General features: G+C 62.7%; 16 protein-coding genes. 7 read left to right on the top strand and 9 right to left on the bottom strand.

Features of this window, described 5'->3' with window-relative positions; genetic code table 11:
• Positions 1-190 precede the first annotated feature (190 nt).
• Both CK944_RS19545 and CK944_RS19540 read left to right on the top strand, forming a co-directional pair.
• Positions 191-439, top strand: coding sequence for an acyl carrier protein (locus tag CK944_RS19545; RefSeq protein ID WP_103174742.1), 249 nt, complete (start codon positions 191-193; stop codon positions 437-439).
• Between the two features lie 120 nt (positions 440-559).
• On the top strand, positions 560-2182 hold the full coding sequence (locus CK944_RS19540; protein ID WP_158248079.1) for a fatty acyl-AMP ligase: 1623 nt from the start codon (positions 560-562) through the stop codon (positions 2180-2182).
• Here CK944_RS19540 and CK944_RS19535 read toward each other — a convergent pair.
• The 4 genes from CK944_RS19535 to CK944_RS19520 form a co-directional block, all read right to left on the bottom strand.
• Positions 2167-3726 (bottom strand): radical SAM protein, encoded by a 1560-nt coding sequence (locus CK944_RS19535; RefSeq protein ID WP_103174740.1) that lies wholly within the window; start codon positions 3724-3726, stop codon positions 2167-2169. The two genes, CK944_RS19540 and CK944_RS19535, sit on opposite strands and share 16 nt — an antisense overlap.
• Before the next feature lie 35 nt (positions 3727-3761).
• On the bottom strand, positions 3762-5423 hold the full coding sequence (locus CK944_RS19530; protein ID WP_103174739.1) for a tetratricopeptide repeat protein: 1662 nt from the start codon (positions 5421-5423) through the stop codon (positions 3762-3764).
• 254 nt (positions 5424-5677) lie between these two features.
• Positions 5678-6085, bottom strand: coding sequence for a DUF2442 domain-containing protein (locus CK944_RS19525; RefSeq protein WP_103174738.1), 408 nt, complete (start codon positions 6083-6085; stop codon positions 5678-5680).
• Positions 6072-6284, bottom strand: coding sequence for a DUF4160 domain-containing protein (locus tag CK944_RS19520; RefSeq protein ID WP_205049116.1), 213 nt, complete (start codon positions 6282-6284; stop codon positions 6072-6074). Before CK944_RS19520 ends, CK944_RS19525 begins: the two co-directional genes overlap by 14 nt.
• Before the next feature lie 461 nt (positions 6285-6745).
• On the opposite strand from CK944_RS19520, the gene CK944_RS19510 reads away from it, so the two are divergent.
• From CK944_RS19510 to CK944_RS19500, 3 genes are all read left to right on the top strand, one after another.
• Positions 6746-7294 carry an acyltransferase gene (locus CK944_RS19510; RefSeq protein ID WP_103174735.1) on the top strand — a complete coding sequence of 183 codons (549 nt, stop codon included), beginning with the start codon at positions 6746-6748 and terminating at the stop codon, positions 7292-7294.
• Between the two features lie 686 nt (positions 7295-7980).
• Positions 7981-10536, top strand: coding sequence for a glycosyltransferase (locus CK944_RS19505; protein ID WP_103174734.1), 2556 nt, complete (start codon positions 7981-7983; stop codon positions 10534-10536).
• A 61-nt stretch (positions 10537-10597) separates the two neighbouring features.
• Positions 10598-11407 (top strand): Stf0 family sulfotransferase, encoded by an 810-nt coding sequence (locus CK944_RS19500; RefSeq protein WP_158248078.1) that lies wholly within the window; start codon positions 10598-10600, stop codon positions 11405-11407.
• Here CK944_RS19500 and CK944_RS19495 read toward each other — a convergent pair whose 3' ends face one another.
• The 5 genes from CK944_RS19495 to CK944_RS19475 form a co-directional block, all read right to left on the bottom strand.
• The gene (locus tag CK944_RS19495) at positions 11408-12397 is read right to left on the bottom strand and encodes a hypothetical protein (RefSeq protein ID WP_192877787.1); all 990 of its coding nucleotides are present in this window, start codon (positions 12395-12397) and stop codon (positions 11408-11410) included.
• A 67-nt stretch (positions 12398-12464) separates the two neighbouring features.
• Positions 12465-15533 carry an efflux RND transporter permease subunit gene (locus CK944_RS19490; protein WP_103174732.1) on the bottom strand — a complete coding sequence of 1023 codons (3069 nt, stop codon included), beginning with the start codon at positions 15531-15533 and terminating at the stop codon, positions 12465-12467.
• Positions 15530-16639: an efflux RND transporter periplasmic adaptor subunit gene (locus tag CK944_RS19485; RefSeq protein WP_103174731.1), complete on the bottom strand. Its 1110-nt coding sequence runs from the start codon at positions 16637-16639 to the stop codon at positions 15530-15532. Before CK944_RS19485 ends, CK944_RS19490 begins: the two co-directional genes overlap by 4 nt.
• 108 nt (positions 16640-16747) lie before the next feature.
• Positions 16748-17134 carry a type II toxin-antitoxin system VapC family toxin gene (locus CK944_RS19480; protein WP_103174730.1) on the bottom strand — a complete coding sequence of 129 codons (387 nt, stop codon included), beginning with the start codon at positions 17132-17134 and terminating at the stop codon, positions 16748-16750.
• Positions 17131-17376, bottom strand: coding sequence for a type II toxin-antitoxin system Phd/YefM family antitoxin (locus CK944_RS19475; RefSeq protein WP_103174729.1), 246 nt, complete (start codon positions 17374-17376; stop codon positions 17131-17133). The genes CK944_RS19480 and CK944_RS19475 overlap by 4 nt, the downstream gene beginning before the upstream one ends.
• Positions 17377-17531: 155 nt before the next feature.
• On the opposite strand from CK944_RS19475, the gene CK944_RS19470 reads away from it, so the two are divergent.
• Complete coding sequence (locus tag CK944_RS19470; RefSeq protein WP_239986171.1) at positions 17532-18095, top strand: DsbA family protein; 564 nt, start codon at positions 17532-17534, stop codon at positions 18093-18095.
• Positions 18096-18255: 160 nt separating this feature from the next.
• Positions 18256-18759, top strand: coding sequence for a murein L,D-transpeptidase family protein (locus CK944_RS19465; RefSeq protein ID WP_103174728.1), 504 nt, complete (start codon positions 18256-18258; stop codon positions 18757-18759).
• The last annotated feature ends 82 nt before the right edge of the window (positions 18760-18841 follow it).

The following is an 18841-nucleotide window of genomic DNA, read 5'->3' as shown; positions in this document are numbered from 1 at the left end:
GCATCCAGGGCCGCGTGGTTGGCGGACATTGCTCTGGCTTCAATCAGCTCATACTTCACTCATCCCCATTTCCTCGGTGACCGTAAATGTCGGAGCACCATCGCACGCCGCTATCGTCAAATGAACATTGGCCAGTTGACACCAATTTGCGGTTGAGGGAAGCAATCCCAGGTAGTGACGCAGGATAGGCATGAAACGCGTTGAGAATACGATCCTGGAACGGGTAAGCGAGATTTGTGTGCAGGTACTTGGTCTTGCACAGTTGTCGCCGGATGACGACCTTTTCGACATGGGATGCGATTCCGTCAGGGCAGTTGTCATAACGCTTGAGGTTGAAAAGGCATTTTCGCTGCCAATCCCGGCAGAAATACTTTTTGACCGTAATACCCCCCGTGCTCTTGCAGCTTGGATCGAGGCAGAGCAGGCGCTATTTGCATGATTAGATGGGAAGGACGGTTTTGCCGCGGCCTAGTCTTATGGGAAATACGTGCCCGGGCATCCTATGCTTTCTAAGATGCAGGGTAGCTTGGAATGCCTCCATCCCGTCACGCTGCCTAAGATGGTGCAGCGATGGGCGGATGAGCGTCCGGATAACTGCGGCCTTATTTTCCTCGGCGATGGAGAAAATGAAACAGAGCGCCTGACCTTTGGCGAGCTTGGCCGTCATGTCGCCGCCCTCGCCTCCGAAATTGGCAAGGCTGGGCTTCAGGGGAAACCGGTCCTTTTAATGCACAGCCCCGGACTGGCTTTTGCCGTGGCTTTCTGCGCCTGCCTTCAGGCAGGCGCCATTGCTGTTCCCGTTCCCCATCAGCCGCGCACCCGTTCCTGGGATCGGATAGGGATGGTCGCTCGGCACAGTGGAGCGGTTGTGATACTGGGCGACGAAACCGGCGATGCCAGCCAGGCACTTGGACTGCCGAGAATACAGGATGTTGCGGCAGACGCAGCCGTTCCGCTTGCCGTTCATATCCGCCCAGAGGACAAGGCATTCCTTCAATACACATCGGGATCGACAGGAACCCCAAAGGGCGTGATTGTCACACATCGATCGCTGGCCGTGAACCTGCAAATGCTTGCGGTCTCGTTCGGCGTCCATGACAAGACGCGAATGGTAACCTGGCTGCCGATGTTTCATGACATGGGTTTGGTCACGTTGGCGATGGCCCTATATCACGGCGTTCCCAGCATTGTAATTCCGCCGTTCAGATTCATTCAGCGCCCCGCGCGGTGGCTTGCCGCAATCAGCCGCTATCGCGGCACACTCAGCGGGGGACCAAACTTTGCCTTTGAGGCATGTGTTTCCCGTATAGAGGAGACAGCCGACGAAAGGTTTGACCTTGAAAGCTGGGAATGCGCCTTCTGCGGTGCCGAACCGATCCGGGCTGCAACACTCTCGGCCTTTGCCCGTCGGTTTGGCAGACACGGTTTCAGGGCAGGCTCTCTTTACCCGGCCTATGGCCTTGCCGAGGCCACGCTTATCGTTTCAGGTGGAAAAACGGGTGCTGGTTTCAAGGTGCTGGAACCACAACCGGATCGGCCTGCAACCCGGCCGCTTGTTAGCTGCGGGCAGGCAGTTCAGCCTGGCGCGGTCATGATCGTTGATCCTGTGACAGGTGTGCCGGTGCCGGAAGGGACTGCAGGCGAGCTTTGGATTTCTGGTCCTCACATAGCGGCTGGATACTGGAAAGAGCCGTCTCTGACAAAGGAATGTTTCCATGCGCGGCTGCCTGGGTATCCAGAACCGTTCCTTAGAACAGGAGATCTTGGCTTCGCTCAGGATGGCGAGATATACATATCGGGGCGGCTGAAGGACATGGTGATCGTCCAGGGCAGCAATCTTTATCCCGAGGATATCGAAGCCGTCGTTCACAACAGTCACCCGGCTTTTGCCCAAAGATCTGCTGCTTTTTCAGTAGACTCCGGAAAAGCCGAACAGGTTGTTGTTGTTCAAGAGGTTCAGCGGGAACATGTGCGAACGCTGATCCCCAAGGAAGCGGCCGACGCAGCGATCCTGGCTGTGGCCGAGGCACACGGCATCAGGGTTCATGAAGTCGTGTTCGTCGCACCCGGCATCATCCCTCGGACGACTAGTGGCAAGGTCCAGCGTTCGCAGTGCCGAGAGCTTTATCAGGCAGGCTCCCTGCGTCGCCTGAAAAGACCTCAAGATCATTCGGCCGCCTGAACGCTCTCGGTCGCCTGCTCGGCTTCGAGAAAATATCGGGTCTGCTCGTAGCGACCGAGGAAGTAGATCACCGCAGGCAAGGCCGCAGGTTTTTCTGCAGCCCGGCGCAGAACATTCTGGACCATCGCCGCCTCTGCGGCGCCACGGCGGCCGATCATCTGCAAGGTTCTGAGAAACAGCTTGCCACGCGGGTTTGACAGGGTGGGCCTGCCTCTGGAAAATGGTCCATCGTTGGCTGGAAAGGCTTCTATCAGGTTGATCATGCGGCGTTCATATTCGGCCGGGGAGTAGGCTGTTTCGCAAAGCCAGCGAAGGCCCCCGAGCAAATCCTCGCGGCTCATCCCGCTGGGGAGGATATTGGTGGCGAAGGGGCTACCCGCCGTGACATCCCACGAATCTCCCAGTAGACGACCTTCGGATTTCAACCGGCTGTAAAGGCGTGTTGCTTGCGGGGCGGTCAACGCGCCGATATTGAGGTCGGGCAATGGAGAGTTGCGGAAGAACTCCATCAACTCCGTGAAAATTTCTGGCCCGTCATTGTCAAAGCCCACGATGATGCCTGCCTGCACGACGACGCCGCGGCTCAGGATCTTCGAGATGGCCTCGGGGATCGGCAGCAGCAGGTTCTGCCGTTTGCTAGTTTCGCGCAGGCTGAGGACGTTCGTTGTCTCGATCCCCACGAAAAGCGTGTCCAACCCGGCTGCGTGGCACAAATCCAGAAGATCATCGTCACGCGCGATGTCCAGTGATGCCTGCGTGATGAAGTGCACGCGCCCGCTTGACTGCCGCGCGTTCCATTCAGCAAGGGCAACCAGCATCGAGCGAGCCTGCTTACGATGGACAGTGAAGTTGTCATCGACGATGAAGATGCGGCGAAACCCCGCAGCATAAAGAACATCCAGCTCAGTCAGCACCTGCTCGATATCCTTGTGCCGCTGGATACGACCCTGATACTGGATGACATCGCAGAACTCGCAGTTGAAAGGGCAGCCGCGCGTGGTCTGCACCGCCCCCGCTTGGGCGGCATGGACGGGGTAAAGATCCCAGCGAGGCACGGGCGCGCGCCGGAGATCGGTCTTTCCGCCGTGATAACTGGCCTTCCAATTACCATTGGCGAGGTCGGCGAAGAATCCGCTCGCGATGTCCTCGATCTCGCCTGTCACTAGGATATCAGCATGGGGCCGAACATCTTCGGGGCTCAGCGATGCGAACGAGCCTCCGATAATAACTGTCTGGCCGCGCTGTCTGAAGGCTTCCGCAAGCTCGAACATCCGCGAACGCTGGGAAACTTTGCCCGTGATCCCGATGAAATCGGCAGGGTGGTCGAAATCGACAGGCGAGACGCCTTCGTCCGTCAATCGGATCGTCCATCCCGGCGGCGCGAGTGCAGCCACTGTAGTTATGGCCAGATCCGCGACCTGCACCCAACCATACCCGCTTTCCTGAAAGGCCTCGGCAGTGTGATAGCTGGGGAACCCCGTGGCTGGATTGATCAGGTATAGTGATGGCATCTGGTTCCCTCGGCATTCTGTGGAAGACAGCATGGGTTGTGCTTCCGGCAAAGCAGGTCGTCTCGATTTCAGTTGTCGAGAATGTGACGGCGAAGAATGTCCAGCAACTCGCCGGTGCCGGCCAGTTCCATGACGATGCTGTGGGCAGCGACCTCTGCCAGCGGATGCAGGGTCACTCCGGGTTCACCCTCCAGATGACGGGCATGTCTTTCATCCTGCGGCATTCGGGCGCCATAATAGAGATGAATCGCCGTATGGCCGTCCGCGTCGCGCACGAATGTCCGAGTATCCAGGATATCAGGGGGCAGGGACTTCAACCTTTGGATCGTAAGCATGCCCCGGCCTTCATCGGCCAAGAAATCGTGCGACAGGTTTGTGGGGCCTGAAAAGCAGATGATGCTGCGCGTTTGCATCGTCAGCCCATAGCGGATTGCGGCAAACCCGCCGGCAGAAGTCCCAATCACTGCCGAGGGGCGCCCCCCTTCCTTATCCAACAGACTGCGAAGATGCGCTACGGATCCTGCAAAATCCTCGGCGACCGAGGGGATGCCGTTGTTGAACAGATATCGGGAAGGGTCGCGTAGGTAGATGGCATCCACATTCAGTGCCGCCAGATAGCGGTCATAGATGAACAACGGCACATGCAACTGGTCGCCAAGACCAGTGAAGACAAGAACCGTTGCCGCAGGCTGGTGGCCTCGGGCCACGATCACCTCGCTCATGTCATCCGTGATCACGGGGCGTTTCAGATCACTGTCCGAAGGCGCCATCTGCCACCAGCGCACCAGGTCTGCTGTGCGCGATGCCGGGGCGCCCAGTTTTTGGGCCAACCCTACCGGAACAGGCCGCGAATGCCGCATCAGAATTTCGACCGCGACAGCTTTCTCGCGATCGGAAGCCTTTTCTGTAACGGCTTCCGCCCAAAGGATCGACCGCTCGATCAGTTCAGGCGGGAGCTTGAGAATCAAGGAAAGCTGGTGAAGGTCGGACGCATCGCCTATTTTGTCCAAGGCCGTGCGGAGCACCTGTGCAGCGCACGTGGTCTTTCCCGTATTCACCAGATAACGGACCAGTTGCGCAGTCCAGGCTGCATTGCTTGGATCAAGCTCGACCAGCTTTTCCAGATAGCTGCGCGCTTCCTTGTCATCGCCCAATTCGACTGCAGCATTGGCGGCGACCACAAGGGCAGGGGCTTCATTCGGAGAGCGGGCCAGCACTTGGCGTGCGGTCGCAAGTGCCACCGCCCAGTTGCGCAGCCTAGCCTGCAACTGCGCCAGACGGACCAGCCGGATCTGCTGTGCCGCCGCAGGCTGTTCCTTGTCGTCCAGAAGCTCTTCCAGCAGCTTCATTTCTTGGGTCGTGTCGCCTTTCAGCGCGGCCATCCTGACCCGAAGTTGCATGAGCCGATCACGCGGCAGGCCCAATGCCTCGGCCTCGGCAAGGAATGCTGCGGCCGCCTCGAAATCTCCGGCATTCATGGTGAAACGTGAGAGTTCAGCCGGAGGCAGGGGGTTTTCAGGAAAAGCATTACAGAGCCTGCGGTACTGATCCGTTGCTTCGGCGGGATCCTTGCGGGCCTCACATATGCGCGCGCGCAGCATGGACGCTGCGAAATGGCCAGGATTATGCGCCAGTGCCAAAGTTATGAGTTCTTCGGCCTTGTCCAAGTCGTTAGCTTTGAAGAGCGCATGCGCTTTTGAAAGATGATCACTTTCTACAGGATGCGGCATTGTGCTTCCTTCGTCGTATGACAGACCAGAATGAACAGCGGCCCTTAAGGCCTGCTTCGCTTTATTGGCGAAATAATATGATTGGAACAACCATGTCGAGAGACCGTGGGGCGTGAGGGTGCATGAGAATTTCCCGGTCAAACCGTCTTGTTGATAAAGAAGCAGGCTGGACCAACATCACTGTCCTTCATCAGCCATGCGGCTGATGTTCGGGTGACTGCGTCGCCAGTTTACGCTCAACCACGGCGCCTCTATCAAACCTGCTTGCGAGGACGTCCTCCTTTTGAGCCGTTTATTCTCGCTGCCGAGGCCTTCGCCGGCGTTGATGCCCTTCCCCCGGAGGCACCGAGCTGAGCCGCCATCCAACGTTTCGTGCCAAAAGCTCCATGCATTAGGGCAGGCACGTAAACGTCAGCGTCCAGCTTTGGCCAGTGCAGCCCAAGCCCTGCAGGGGTGATTTCGATCTCGGCCAGATCGCTGTCCTGGGCATCGGACAAACCTTCCAGCAGGTGTACGGGGACCATGACCGTAACGCCATTGCTCAGCTCGACGACAAAGCGTCTCTGACAGGCGTCATAGTCAACCGCAACGGCATATCCTCGCTGTCGGATCTGCTCGCCACGGGTAATGGCTGCGGTGAAGTCTTGTTCAGAAATCTCCATGAATATCGCTCCACAGTGGGCAAAGGGTAAACAGGTGCTTGGCAAGTTCTTTTTCGATGCGTGAGACCGTGCGGCGCGCGAACCTGTAGGTCTCTCGAAGGACATGAGGACCATCCGGGCAGTTCAGGATGAACACGGCTTCCCCTTCTGCTCGGATGACATGGACATGTGCAGGACGGTGGTCATCTGGATAGATCACAACACGCAGGCCATCAAACGAAGAGCGATTGGCATGGCATCATACCTAGTATAAACTCAAGCGCTTGGGAATGTTTCCATGTAGGTTGGTCAACAGCCCTCAAGTTGCTTTCGCTGGAAACAGTACGCGCTAACCTACCTAGAGTTTTCTTTTACACCTAGAGAGCCGATTGTGCTTACTTGGCCCTCATATCCTGTGGCTTTGAAGTGGTTGCCCGCGTTGGGGAGTAGATTGCAGGCTTGGCCAACCGCAGCCTCCGTCCGCGCCTCGATCTCATTCTTCGCTACGATCGCTCCACGCTCAAATTCCATGATCTGCTCGGCCGCAAAGGCTAGCATCTCGCACTATGCCGAAGGCTCCGTGCGCGGCTACACCATGTGCTGGGACACTGCCCAAAGGATTGCGAAGGTACGCACTTCTGCTACGAAAGCCATCATCAACATCATCGCAGCAGGAAAAAAATGGTAGATACCCCAAAAGGCGTTGAAGATTTTACAGTCAGAGGTGAAGGCAATCTCGTAACTTTGGGTGATGGTAGCAGATGCACCCGGATCCTAGTTATAGGCCATCGTAATACAATCAGAGTTGGTGCCCGTTGCAGACTGAATGGTCAGATCGTTATCAAATGTGACGATGGCCTTATTGAAATTGGGGATGAAACGTCTTCGATGGGGATTAGGCTGCACATGCACGAAACATCTCATATTGTCATTGGGAGAGATTGCATGTTTTCCGGCGGAATATCGATGGATACGAGCGATAATCATTCGATCATTGATGTCGCGTCCGGCAAAAGAATAAATCCGTGCAAGCCCATTGCTATTGGGGATCATGTCTGGGTAGGTCAGCATTCAACAATCTTGAAGGGCGCAACGATCGGCAGCCATTCAGTGATTGGGGCAGGATCGATTGTCCGGGGGGCCATTCCAGACAATAGCCTTGCTGTGGGTTCGCCTGCCAAGGTCATCCGCAGTGGTGTCACTTGGGACCGTCGTCGCCTTCCTGCTTAACTTCTGAAGCATAAGCTTTAACATCGGCATTGATGATGTGACCGCCCCCAACGGCATCTGTGTGCCTTCAGCAGGCTATAAGGACGCCCCAAACCAAAGGTTCAAGCATCTTATTCAATGGATAAACCAATAGGCCCTCGAAAAATTGCCCTGACCTTGCTGCTGCAGTAGCAGGCAAGGGCATCCGGCTACCCGCAGCGGGAAAAGGTTAAAATCGAATTGCCTCAATGATAAAGAAAATTTGATAACCTTAAAAGGAACTTCCCCGGTATCTGGAAATCCGCAAAGCGGGCTTTCCGCTGCTTGGATGCAAGCGGCAGGCATTTTGGGCATATCGACCGCATTACCGGACAGAAGGTCGGATTCATGTGGAAGGCTGGGCCTTCACGAGGCTGGTGGGCTTGGCCTCGGGGCATCAGAAGAGGGAATGTGCGCTCTATCTGGCTCGCGAGGACGTGCTGAAGGTCAAGGGGGCAAGAGACAGGAACGCCGGGCTTTGTGCTCTACATTCTGCCTGAAGGGCCTTTCGGATCACCGGGCCGTCGGAAAGCGTCTCTGGGGGACCTCCCTGCTCATCCCTCCCGTCCGCTTCTTGTCGTGCATGGACAGGGCCGGACGGGAGGATTAGACGGGCGCAACTGGGACACCTGCCCCGGCAAGGATTCTTCCGAAAGGGATAAAAGCCCGTGATCAGCAGAGTTTTCGGCCTGTTCCGGCGATATGCCATGCGGCACGCACAGATGCAGAAACCGGGTTTTCCCCTTTGGGACGGCAGCGGCGGGCGCCTGGGCCATATCGATCGCATCGCCGTTCGGGAAGGCCGGATCTGGGTCGAGGGATGGGCGCTGTCGGGCCTGGTGGGGCTGGCTAATGGCGATCATTCGGTCGAACGCGCGCCCAGCCTGGTGCGCGACGACGTGCTAACGAACATGGGCGACCAGGGCATCAAGACGCCGGGCTTCATGCTGGACATGCCGTTGAGCCTGGATCACACTGTCTTCTGGGCCGAGGCCGGGGGCACCCGCTATGTCCATGCCCTACCGCAGATCACCCCGCGTGAATTGCGCGCCATGCGCCGCGCCCAGGTCGCACCCTTCCTGCGGGATGCAGTGCGCGCCTTTCCGGCAGGGATGCACTGGCTGGTTCATCGCGATCCCCTGTCGGTCGCTCGCATTAAGACGGCGCTTGGCCTGAATACCGTCACCCGGTCGGGCCAGTTGAACGCGCTTCTGTTCGCCGATGACGTAGCCACCGAAGACAGCCCGCCCCCGGCCCTGGCCCGGACCGGGGTGACCATCGTCCTGCCGGTCTACAATGCCTTCAACCTGCTGCCCGAGGTGTTGCAGCGCGTCCTGGACCACACCGACCTGCCCTGGCGCCTGATCGTGGTCGAGGATTGCTCGTCCGACGCCCAGGTCCGCCCCTGGCTGCGCGCCTGGCGCACGGGCCTGCCCGATGATGTCGCCGCCCGCGTCACGGTGATCGAGAACGAGACGAACCTGGGCTTCATCCGGTCCGTCAACCGCGCCTTCGCGGCGGCGCTGCCCTTTGGCGATCATGTGGTGCTGCTGAATTCGGATGCCTTCGTGCCTGCCGCCTGGGCCAGCCGGCTGATCCGGCCGCTGCTGGACCATGACAACGTCGCCACCGTGACGCCCATGTCCAACGACGCGGAAATCTTCAACATCCCTGCCATCTGCCAGCGTGAACAGCTTCTGCCGGGCGAGGCCGACGCGATCGACCGGGTCGCCGCGCGGTTCTTCCCGGGCGCCGAGCTGGCGGACGCCCCCACCGGCGTGGGTTTCTGCATGGCGATGCATATCGACTTTCTGCGCAAGCTGCCCGAACTGGATATCGTCTTCGGCCGCGGCTATGGCGAGGAAGTGGACTGGTGCCAGCGGGCGCGCCAGAAGAACGGCCGCCATCTGGGGTTTGGCGGGTTGTTCGTCGAACATCGCGGCGGCACCTCGTTCGGATCGGCCGAGAAGCTGGCCCTGATCCGCAGGAACAGCGAGACAATCTCGCGCCGTTACCCCTCCTATGATGCCGATGTGCAGGATTTCATCCGCCAGGATCCGCTGAACACCCCGCGTCTGGCCCTGGCCTTGGCCTGGGCGGGCGTCCGTCAGAAAGGCGCGGTCCCGGTCTATGTGGCCCATGACATGGGCGGGGGCGCGGAACATTACCTGCAGGGCCGGCTGAAGGCCGATCTGGAAACCGATGCCGCCGCCGTGGTCTTGCGCGTGGGCGGACTTTCCCGCTGGCAGATCGAATTGCACAGCGCCCATGGCATCACCCGCGGCGAAACCGACAGCACCGATTTCGTGGCCCGCCTGCTGGGTCTGCTGCCTGCCCGCCGGATCGTCTATTCCTGCGCCGTGGGCGACCGCGACCTGATGGGCCTGCCCGAAATCCTTGTGTCCTTGGCCCAAGGGCCGGATGACCGGATCGAGGTGCTGGTCCACGATTACCTGCTTCTCAGCCCTGCCTATACCCTGCTGGGCAGCGATGGCGCCTATCACGGCGTGCCCATGCCGGGCCGCAATGACGATCCCGTCCATACCATGCTTCGCAACGACGGGACCAAGGTCGGCCTGGGGGACTGGCGCGCATCCTGGGGGGTGCTGCTTGGGGCCGCCCACGACATCATCGTCTTTTCCGATAACAGCCGAGAGCTTGTCGCCACCGCCTATCCGCAGGTCGCGGACAGGCTGACCGTCAGGCCGCACCGCCTGTTGCAGGATGTTCCCCGCGTCGCGCCGGGCCAGCCCAAGGACGGGGTGCCGGTGATCGGGGTTCTGGGCAATATCGGCTATCAGAAGGGCATCGCGGTTCTGCGCGACCTGTCGCAGCTGCTTGCAAGGACCGGCCGGGCGCGGCTGGTGGTGATCGGCAATGTCGATCCCGCCTATCCGCTGGCCTCGTCCGCGCAGGTTCATGGCGATTACCGCATCGAGGACATTCCCGTCCTGGTGGCCCGCTATGGCATCAGCCGCTGGCTCATGCCCTCGATCGGCCCGGAAACCTTTTCCTATACCACCCACGAGGCGATCGCGACCGGCCTGCCGGTCTTCGGCTTCGACCTGGGCGCCCAAGGCGACGCGATCCGGGCCGAGGCCGCCCGGACGGGGCAGGGGGGAACGATCCCCCTGGACGGGGCAGGGACCGACCTAGAGGCTTTGCTGGATATCGTTCTGGGGAACAGTACCCCCGAAAGGCGCCGTAAACTGACCATGGCTTGAGCAGCAACTGTCGGCACCGTTTCCCATGACCATCAACACCCGGATAGAAGTGTATCCCAAAATGAGCGACAGCATTTTTGATCCCAAGGCGGATCAGAAAAAATATGACTTCTGGATGCGGACCGAGAAGCCGGCCAAGACCTATTCCATCCTGTTCACCCCCCGCAGCGGCAGCAGCTGGCTGACCAGCATCCTGACGGGGACAAAAGCCATGGGCACGCCAGGGGAATGGTTCAACCCTGCGCTCATGCATTCCAGCACCAGGGCCAAAGGCGCCCGCGACTTGGACCAGTTCGTCGAGGTCATCAGCCGCCACGAGGCCCATGGCGGGATTTTTGGCTTCGAGATTACCTATCACCAGTTGAAGGCCGTATTCGGCACCGAAGGGAATTTCATGTCGCGCTTTGACGATGCGGTGTTCTTCTGGCTGACACGAGAAGACATCGTCGCCCAAGGCGTATCCCTGGACAAGATGGTGCAGACCAGGGTCAGCCATGCGGCCAACAACGATGCGCAGGAAATCGAAACCAGCGACAATGCTTATGGCTACAACGCCAACAGCATCCAGAAATGGATCAACCATATTCATGCCGCCGAGGTTGGCACCGAAAGGATGATCTCCGATTTCGGCCTGTCTCCGGTTCGGCTGTCCTATGAGGCGATCACCTCGTGCGGGGCGCAGAAGGTGCTGAACCTGTTTGCCGAAAAGCTGGGCTTGGACGGCTTTGCCACGCAGGACGTTTCTTCCGGGCATCGCAAGATCGGGACCAGCAAGAACGACGAGTTCGCAGAACGCTTTCGTGCCGAAAACCGGGATTTCATGGACAGGATTGACGCCGAGCGTGCCGAAATGCTGTCGCGCTACGACTGATCACATCCCCGCCGACCACAGCCGGAACCGCTTGGTTCCGGTGATCTCGCGCACCAGGCCCATGGTCTGCATCCGCGACAGAAGGCGTTCGGCGGTGTCGCGGCTGATGCCGGCCAAGTTCTCGACCTGGGCGGTGTAAAGGACGGGGTGGGCGGCAAGGGCCTCGATGACGCGGGCGGGATTTCGGCCCTTGATCGTGGCGGTGGCCTCTCGCGCGGTCTCGGACCAGGCGGCGATGCGGTCCAGCATCCGGCAGGCGTCGGCCGTGCCCTGCGCCACGGCGGCCAGATGCCGCGACAGGCGCTGCCTGGCCGGACCGCCATCGGCCCATATGGCCCGGCCATGGCGGCCCAGCGGCAGGAAGGACAGGCCGGGCAGGGCGCGGGCCATGTCGCGGGCGGCCCAGACCGCGCCCTCGATCGCGGCCCCGTCGGGCGACAGCTCCGCCAGCCGCCACAGCATCCGGGCGGCAGGGGCGCGGGCCAGGGGATGCAGGCCCGCCAATCCTTCCATCGCCGTCAAGAAATCATCCGCGGCCGCGTCGAAGGCGGCGCCCACGGGGCGTTCCGACCAGGGCGCGTCCTCCCGGTCCGGGTTGCGGTGCAGCGCCAGGAAATCGCGCAGGCTGGCCGGATCGGACTGTCCTTCCAGCCGCCGCAGGGCCCAGCGGGCTTGGGCCATCGCCTGCAGGTCGGTGCCCGCGCGCGCGGCCATGGCGTCCAAGCCGATCTCCTCGCGCGACAGGGGGGTACCCTGGGCGCGCAGCATTTCCTCGATCTCGATCAGGGCCAGGCGGCGGATGGCGCCCGCGCGGGCCCCCTTGTCCATCAGCGACAGCCGCGCCTCGAGCCGCCCTGCGCCAAGCGCCGCCCCGGCCAGATCGACGGCCAGGGCCGATTGCGCGGCCAGCCAGTCGGACGACCGGGGCGCGGCGGGCCCATCGCCGTCGCCGTCGTCAAGACCTTGCCAGGAAAGACCGGATCCGCGCATATCCGCATCATAGGGCGATCCTGTCCGCAAAGGCCAGCCCTGAAGCCCGCCTTTGCGGGACCCAGCCCTATTCCGCCGCCACAGGCGCCGATTCCGCCGCGGGTTTGCGGCGCAGGTTCTCGATCAGCACATAGATCACCGGCGTGACCAGCAGCGTCAGCACGAAGGCCAGCGACAGCCCGCCCACGATCACCGCGCCGATGGCCCTGCGGCTCTCGGACCCCGCCCCGCTGGCAAGGGCCAGGGGCACCGCCCCCAGGACGGTGGCGATGGTGGTCATCATGATGGGACGCAGGCGGACAACGGCGCCTTCGCGGGCGGCCACCACCAGGGGCTTGCCTTCCTCGCGCAGCTGGTTGGCGAATTCCACGATCAGGATGCCGTTCTTGGCCATGATGCCGATCAGCAGGATCATCCCCACTTGGGAAAAGATGTTGACCGTTCCCCCGGTGATCAGAAGCGTCCCCGCCGCCCCCGCCAGGCCCAGCGGCACGGTCAGCATGATCGTCAGCGGCGTGCGGAAGCTTTCGAACTGCGCCGCCAAGACCAGGAACACGATGACCAGCGACATCACGAAGACCGCGGCGATCCCGCCCGAGCTTTCCAGGTAATCCTTGGCCTGGCCTTCCCAGGCCTGAACCGCGCCCGCGGGCAGGCCCTGCGCCGCGTCCTGGACCGCCGCCATCGCGCCTTCCAGATCCGTGCCGGGGGCGATGTCGGCCGACATCTCGACCGAGATCAGGCGGTCGTAGCGGTTGACCGAAGGGGCGGTGGCGCCGGTCTCGATGCTGGCGAAGGCCGACAAGGGGATCAGGTCGCCCCGGTCGTTGCGCAGGAAGACCGACAGCATGTCGGCGATGGAATCGCGATCCTCGGGCGAGGCTTGCAGGATCACCGGATATTGCCGCCCGTCGCTGGTGTATTCGCCCACGCTGCGGGATGCGAACAGCACCTGCAGGGTCTGGGCGATGGTTTCCGACGACAGGCCCAGATCCTGGGCGCGGGCGCGGTCGATCGACAGGTTGGCGCCCGGCTGGTTGGCGGAATAGTTCACCTCGACCGAGGCGAGGCGCGGGTCGCCCTCCAGGCCGGCGGCCATGTCGTTGGCCCATGCGGCCGTCCGTTCCATGTCGGGGCCACCCAGCATCCAGCGGATGTTGCCCTGTCCGCTTCCCAGGCCCAGCCCCCCCGCGGCGCGGATGAAGGTCGCGGCCTCGGAGATCCGGGACAGTTGCGGGCGCAGATCGGCGATCACCTGGTCGACGCTGACGTCGCGGTCCTTCCAGTCGGCCAGGTTCACGAACAGAAGCGACCGGCGCAATTCCCCCCAGGTGCCGACGATGGTGGTGACATTGGTCACAGTGCCGTCCTGGCGCAGGGGTTCCAGCAGCGCCTCGACCTTGCGGGTGGCGGCGTCGGTATATGCCAGGTTCGACCCTTGGGGCGCGGTCACGGTGATGCGGATCTGGCCGCGATCCTCGGGCGGGGTCAGTTCGCGGGGCAGGTGCTGGTAAACGGCAAAGGCCGCGGCCATCAGGAAGGCGGTCACGGCCAGGATCGGCACCGGCCGGGCGATCAGCTGGTCCAGCACCCGGCCATAAACCCGTTCCAGCCCGCCGATCAGCCGGTTGATGGTCCGGGTCAGCCAGTTCTCGCGTTCCTCGCGCGGCATGATCTTTGCGGCCAGGACCGGCGACAGCGTCAGGGCGATCAGGGCGGATACCGCGACCGCCACGGCCAGCACGATGCCGAATTCGGCGAACAGTTTGCCGATCTCGCCTTCCATGAAGCTGACGGGGACGAAGACCGCGATCAGCACGGCGGTGGTGGCGATCACGGCGAAGCTGACCTGGGCGGTGCCGTCGCGCGCCGCCTGCAGGCGCGACTTGCCCATGGCGCGGTGCCGCTGGATGTTTTCCAGGACCACGATGGCGTCGTCCACAACCAGGCCGATGGCCAGGATCAGCGCGAACAGCGTCAGGATGTTGACCGAAAAGCCCAGGGCCAGCATCGCCAGCCCCGCGCCCAGGGCGGAAATCGGGATGGTGACGACCGGGATCATCGACAGCCGCATGGATCCCAGGAACAGGAAGATCACCGCGATCACCAGGGCCACGGCCTCGGCAAAGACCTTGAGCACCTGGGCAATCGAGCTTTCGATGAAGACGGCCTCGTCGGCGGTGATCTCCAGGCTCATGCCGGGGGGCAGGGTGGGGCGGATGCGGTCCAGTTCCGCCTTGACGGCATCGGAAATGGCCACCGTGTTGGCCTGGGCCTGCGGCTGGACCCCCATTCCCAGCGACAGCACGCCATTGGCGCGGAAGATCGATTCACGCTGTTCGGGCCCTTCCTCGACCTGCGCCACGTCGCCAAGGCGCAGAGGGCGGATGCCGTTGTCGCGGATCACCACCTGCCGGAAGGTGTCGGGGCTGGAAAACCGGGTCTGGGCCAGGACCTGCAACTGCCGGGCGCCGGTCTCGATCTCTCCGGCGGGCAGTTCGATGTTGTTGGCCTGCAGGGCCCCGATGATGTCGCCGGTGGTGATGCCGTATGCGGCCATGCGCGACTGGTCCAGCCAGATGCGCATGGCGGGGGACCGGGCGCCGAAGGTGGTGGTGTTGGCGACCCCCGGCAGCCGGGCCAGCCGGTCCACCAGGAAGCGGGTCGCGTAATCCGACAGTTGCAGCGGCGTCATGTCGGGACTGGACAGCGACAGGCGCACGACCGGGTCGCCCTCGCTGTCGTTCTTGTCCACGCGGGGCCGGTCGGCTTCCTCGGGCAGGCGGCCCACCACCCGGTCCACGGCGTTTCTGACGTCGTTGGCCGCCGCGTCGATGTCGCGGCCGGAATCGAAGGTCAGCACCGTGCGCATCCGGCCGCGTTCGGATTCCGTGGCCATCGAGGTGACGCCGCTGACGCCCGCAAGCGCGCCTTCGATCACGGATGCGACCTGGCTGTCCACGACATCGGGCGCGGCGCCGGTGTAATCCACGCGGACCGTGACCTGCGCGGCCTCGATCTGGGGCAGTTCGCGGACGGGCAGGCGCGACATGGCGACCGCGCCGATCAGCACGATCAGCAGGTTCAGCACCGTGGCCATGACCGGCCGGCGCAGCGAAAGGTCGGGCAGGCTCATCCGTCGCCCTCCGTGGGCGGCGCGGGCGCGGCCTCGACCCGGCGCTCCTGGGCCACCGCCTCGACGGGGATGCCGTCGGACAGGCGGTGCAGGTTTGTCACGATGATCCGGGCAGACGGATCCAGGCCGGACACCACCTCGATCAGCCCGTCCTGCTGCTGGCCGGTGACGATATCCACCTGCCGCGCGGTGCCGCCGTCTGCTACCATGACCAACACCCGGTCGCCTTCGACGTTCAGCGCGTTTTCCGGGATCGCCGGGCGCTGCCGTTCGGCCAGGACCAGCCGCACCTGCAGGAACATGCCGCCGGCAAGCGCACGGTCGTCGTTGGGGATTTCCGCGCGCAGGGCCAGGCTGCGGGTCGCGGCATCGACGCGGCTGTCGATGCGGCTGATCTCGCCCTGGAAGGCGCGTCCCGGCCAGGCGGCCGAGGTCAGTTCGACCCGCTGGCCCCGTTGCAGGCGGGGCAGCAGGATTTCCGGCACGCTGAAATCGACCTCGATCACCGACAGGTCGTCCAGGGTGGCGATGGGGGTGGCGGTGTCGATCAGTTGCCCTTCCACCAGATCGGTCAGGCCAATGACGCCCGCAAAGGGGGCTGGCAGGCTGCGATCCTCGAGCGCGACCAGGGCGCGGTCGCGTTCCGCCTCGGCCCGCAGCAGTGCGGCGCGCGCGGTCTGATAGGCGGCGTCCGAGGAGCTGCCGGACTGGTTCAGGCTTTCCTGGCGGGCAAAGGCCGCCTGCGCCTCGGCCAGGGTCGCCTCGGCCGCCTTCAGGTCGGCCTGTTCGGCGCGGTCGTCCAGTTCGACCAGGATCTCGCCCGCTTCCACCCGGTCGCCGGGGCGGAAGGCGATGCGGGTGATGCGGCCGCTGGAATCGGGCAGAAGATCGACGGCCTGACGTGCGCGGGCGGTGCCCACGGCGGTGACGGCATCGGCGAAGGTGACGGTTTCGGGGGCGATGGTTTCGACCCGCAGGGGGGCGCCGCTGCCCTGGGCCATCTGGGCGGGTTCGGGGGCCGCCAGAAGCCGTTCGGTCAGCCACAGCCCGCCCGCCGCAGCGGCCAGGATCACGACCAGTCCCAGGACGGCCTTCACCGCGCGCATGTCTGCTCCTTCGAGCGATCAGAGGTGCTGGTCTTAGAACAACCGATTGCGCCAAAAGGAACAACCGATATCGTTCCGGTCCCGGACATGTGAACGGGGCGGATCGGATCAGACCGCGCGGATGGGTCCGGGATAGGCCGCGACGCGGGCGTCCGAGGTCAAAAGCATCATCCCCTCGGCCAGGGCCTGCGCGATCAGGATGCGGTCGAAGGGATCGGCGTGAAGGGCGGGAAGACCCGACAGGCCCAGGCAATGACGCCCGGCAATGGGCAGTTCGGCATAGTCGTTGGCCAGAAGCCCCGCCCGCAGCACGCCCGGATCGACGCGGAAATCGGGACGGTCCAGGCTGCGCTTGATCGCCACCTCCCAGATCGAGGCGGCCGAGAACCACAGCCGGTTCCCCGGATCGGCGATCATGGCCGCGGCATCGGGCGACAGCCGGTCAGGCCGGAACGCCGCCCACAGCAGCAGATGCGTGTCCAGAAGCAGGTTCATGGGGCAGGGGCATTGCCTTCGAACAGGGCGCGGATCGAGTCCGCCCCGATGTCGTCGAAATCGTCGGGAATGTCGGCCTGGCCTTCCAGGAAACCTAGGCGCCGGGGGGGATCGCCCTCGATCATCGTGACCTTGACCAGGGGTTTGCCCGCGCGCGCGATCACAAAGGGCTGTCCGCGCGCCGCGTCGTCCACAAGCCGAGACAGATGGGTCTTTGCCTCGTGGATGTTCACGGTCTTCATGGCACATCTCCAGATTAGTTCATCAAACTTAGTCATGCTGGACAAGGCGTCAATGCTTTGGAAAGGCCGCCCTACGGGATCGTGACCGGACGGGGCGTTTCCTCTGCCTTCGGCAACGGATTAGCTATGCCTGTCCCTGTCGAAAGGTCTTGACCATGATCCCTCGCCGCCTTGTCCTGACCGCTGCCGCAGCCTGTGGGGCCATGGCGGTCCTGCCCGCCCGGGCCGCCGACCGCCCGAACCCCATGCCCGAGGAATTGCGCAAGTCCCTGGAACGTGACCCGACTGCGCCGGTCTTGGGCAACCCGGATGGCGATATTACCCTGTCGGTGTTCTTCGACTATAACTGCCCGCATTGCCGCAAGATGGCCGGCCCGATCCAGCAGGTCATCTCGTCCGATCCGAAGCTGCGCGTGGTTTATCGCGAATGGCCGGTCTTCGGCGAAGGGTCCGACTTTGCCGCCCGTGCCTCGCTGGCGTCGCTGGAAACCGGGAAATACTGGCAATTCCACACTGCCCTGATGGCCATTAACGGCCGGGCCGAGGAAGCCAGCGTGATGCGCACGGCCCGCCAGCTTGGCCTGGACGAACCCGGCCTTCGCCGCGGCATGGAGGCCGAGCCCGTGACCCGCCATATCGGGCTGTCCTTCCGGCTTGCCNCACATGGGCCTGATGGGCACGCCCACCTTCATCGCCGGCGACGAGGCGGTCTTTGGTGAACAAAGCCGCGCCGATCTGGCCGGACTGGTCGCGCGCGGTCGCCAGACGCTGGGACTGGCGTAATCGGCAGAGTTTCTGAATCCTGGGAATAACTTAACCCTTCCCTCGTATTCCTTTTGACCGGCGGTAACAGCCGGCAAGAACGGAACGAGGGACACCATGAAACAGGCGTTTTGCGCATTCATCCTGCTGGCCACATTCCTGGGGTCGCCTGCCGTGGCGAATGTCGATCCGTCAGGGCCAGAGCATCGGCCGCAGGTTACCCAGCTTCTTTTGGACAAGTCGTCGCGGACGCTTTACCTGCTGAGTGGCAGGAAGGCCGTTCGATCCTACAGCGTCGATCTGGGACCGAACCCCGCGGGCCACAAGCAGCACCAGGGCGACGGCCGCACGCCCGAGGGGCTTTACTACATCACACATCGCAATCCCGGATCGAATTTCTTCCTGTCGCTGGGAATTTCCTATCCCAATGCACAGGACCGGGCGCGCGCTCGCGCACGTGGCCGCGATCCGGGTGGCGACATCTTCATCCACGGGCGCGGGCCCCGCGTGCAGAACCCGCCACGCGATTGGACGCGGGGCTGCGCCGCCGTTACTGACCGTGAGATGGCCGAGATTTTCACCTTGGTGCAGCCTGGTACACCGATCTTCATCAAGCCATAAGGGATAGCTCAGCGCTTCTTCATTAAACCCCGTGACGGAGCCCGCAGATTATGGCATTATGAGAGGTGTAGAGATGGCAGGA

The organism is Paracoccus sp. SY, assembly GCF_002901215.1.
GTDB lineage: Bacteria > Pseudomonadota > Alphaproteobacteria > Rhodobacterales > Rhodobacteraceae > Paracoccus > Paracoccus acridae.
Note: the sequence above shows the minus strand (reverse complement) of the source record. Positions and strands in the feature narration are given on the sequence as shown.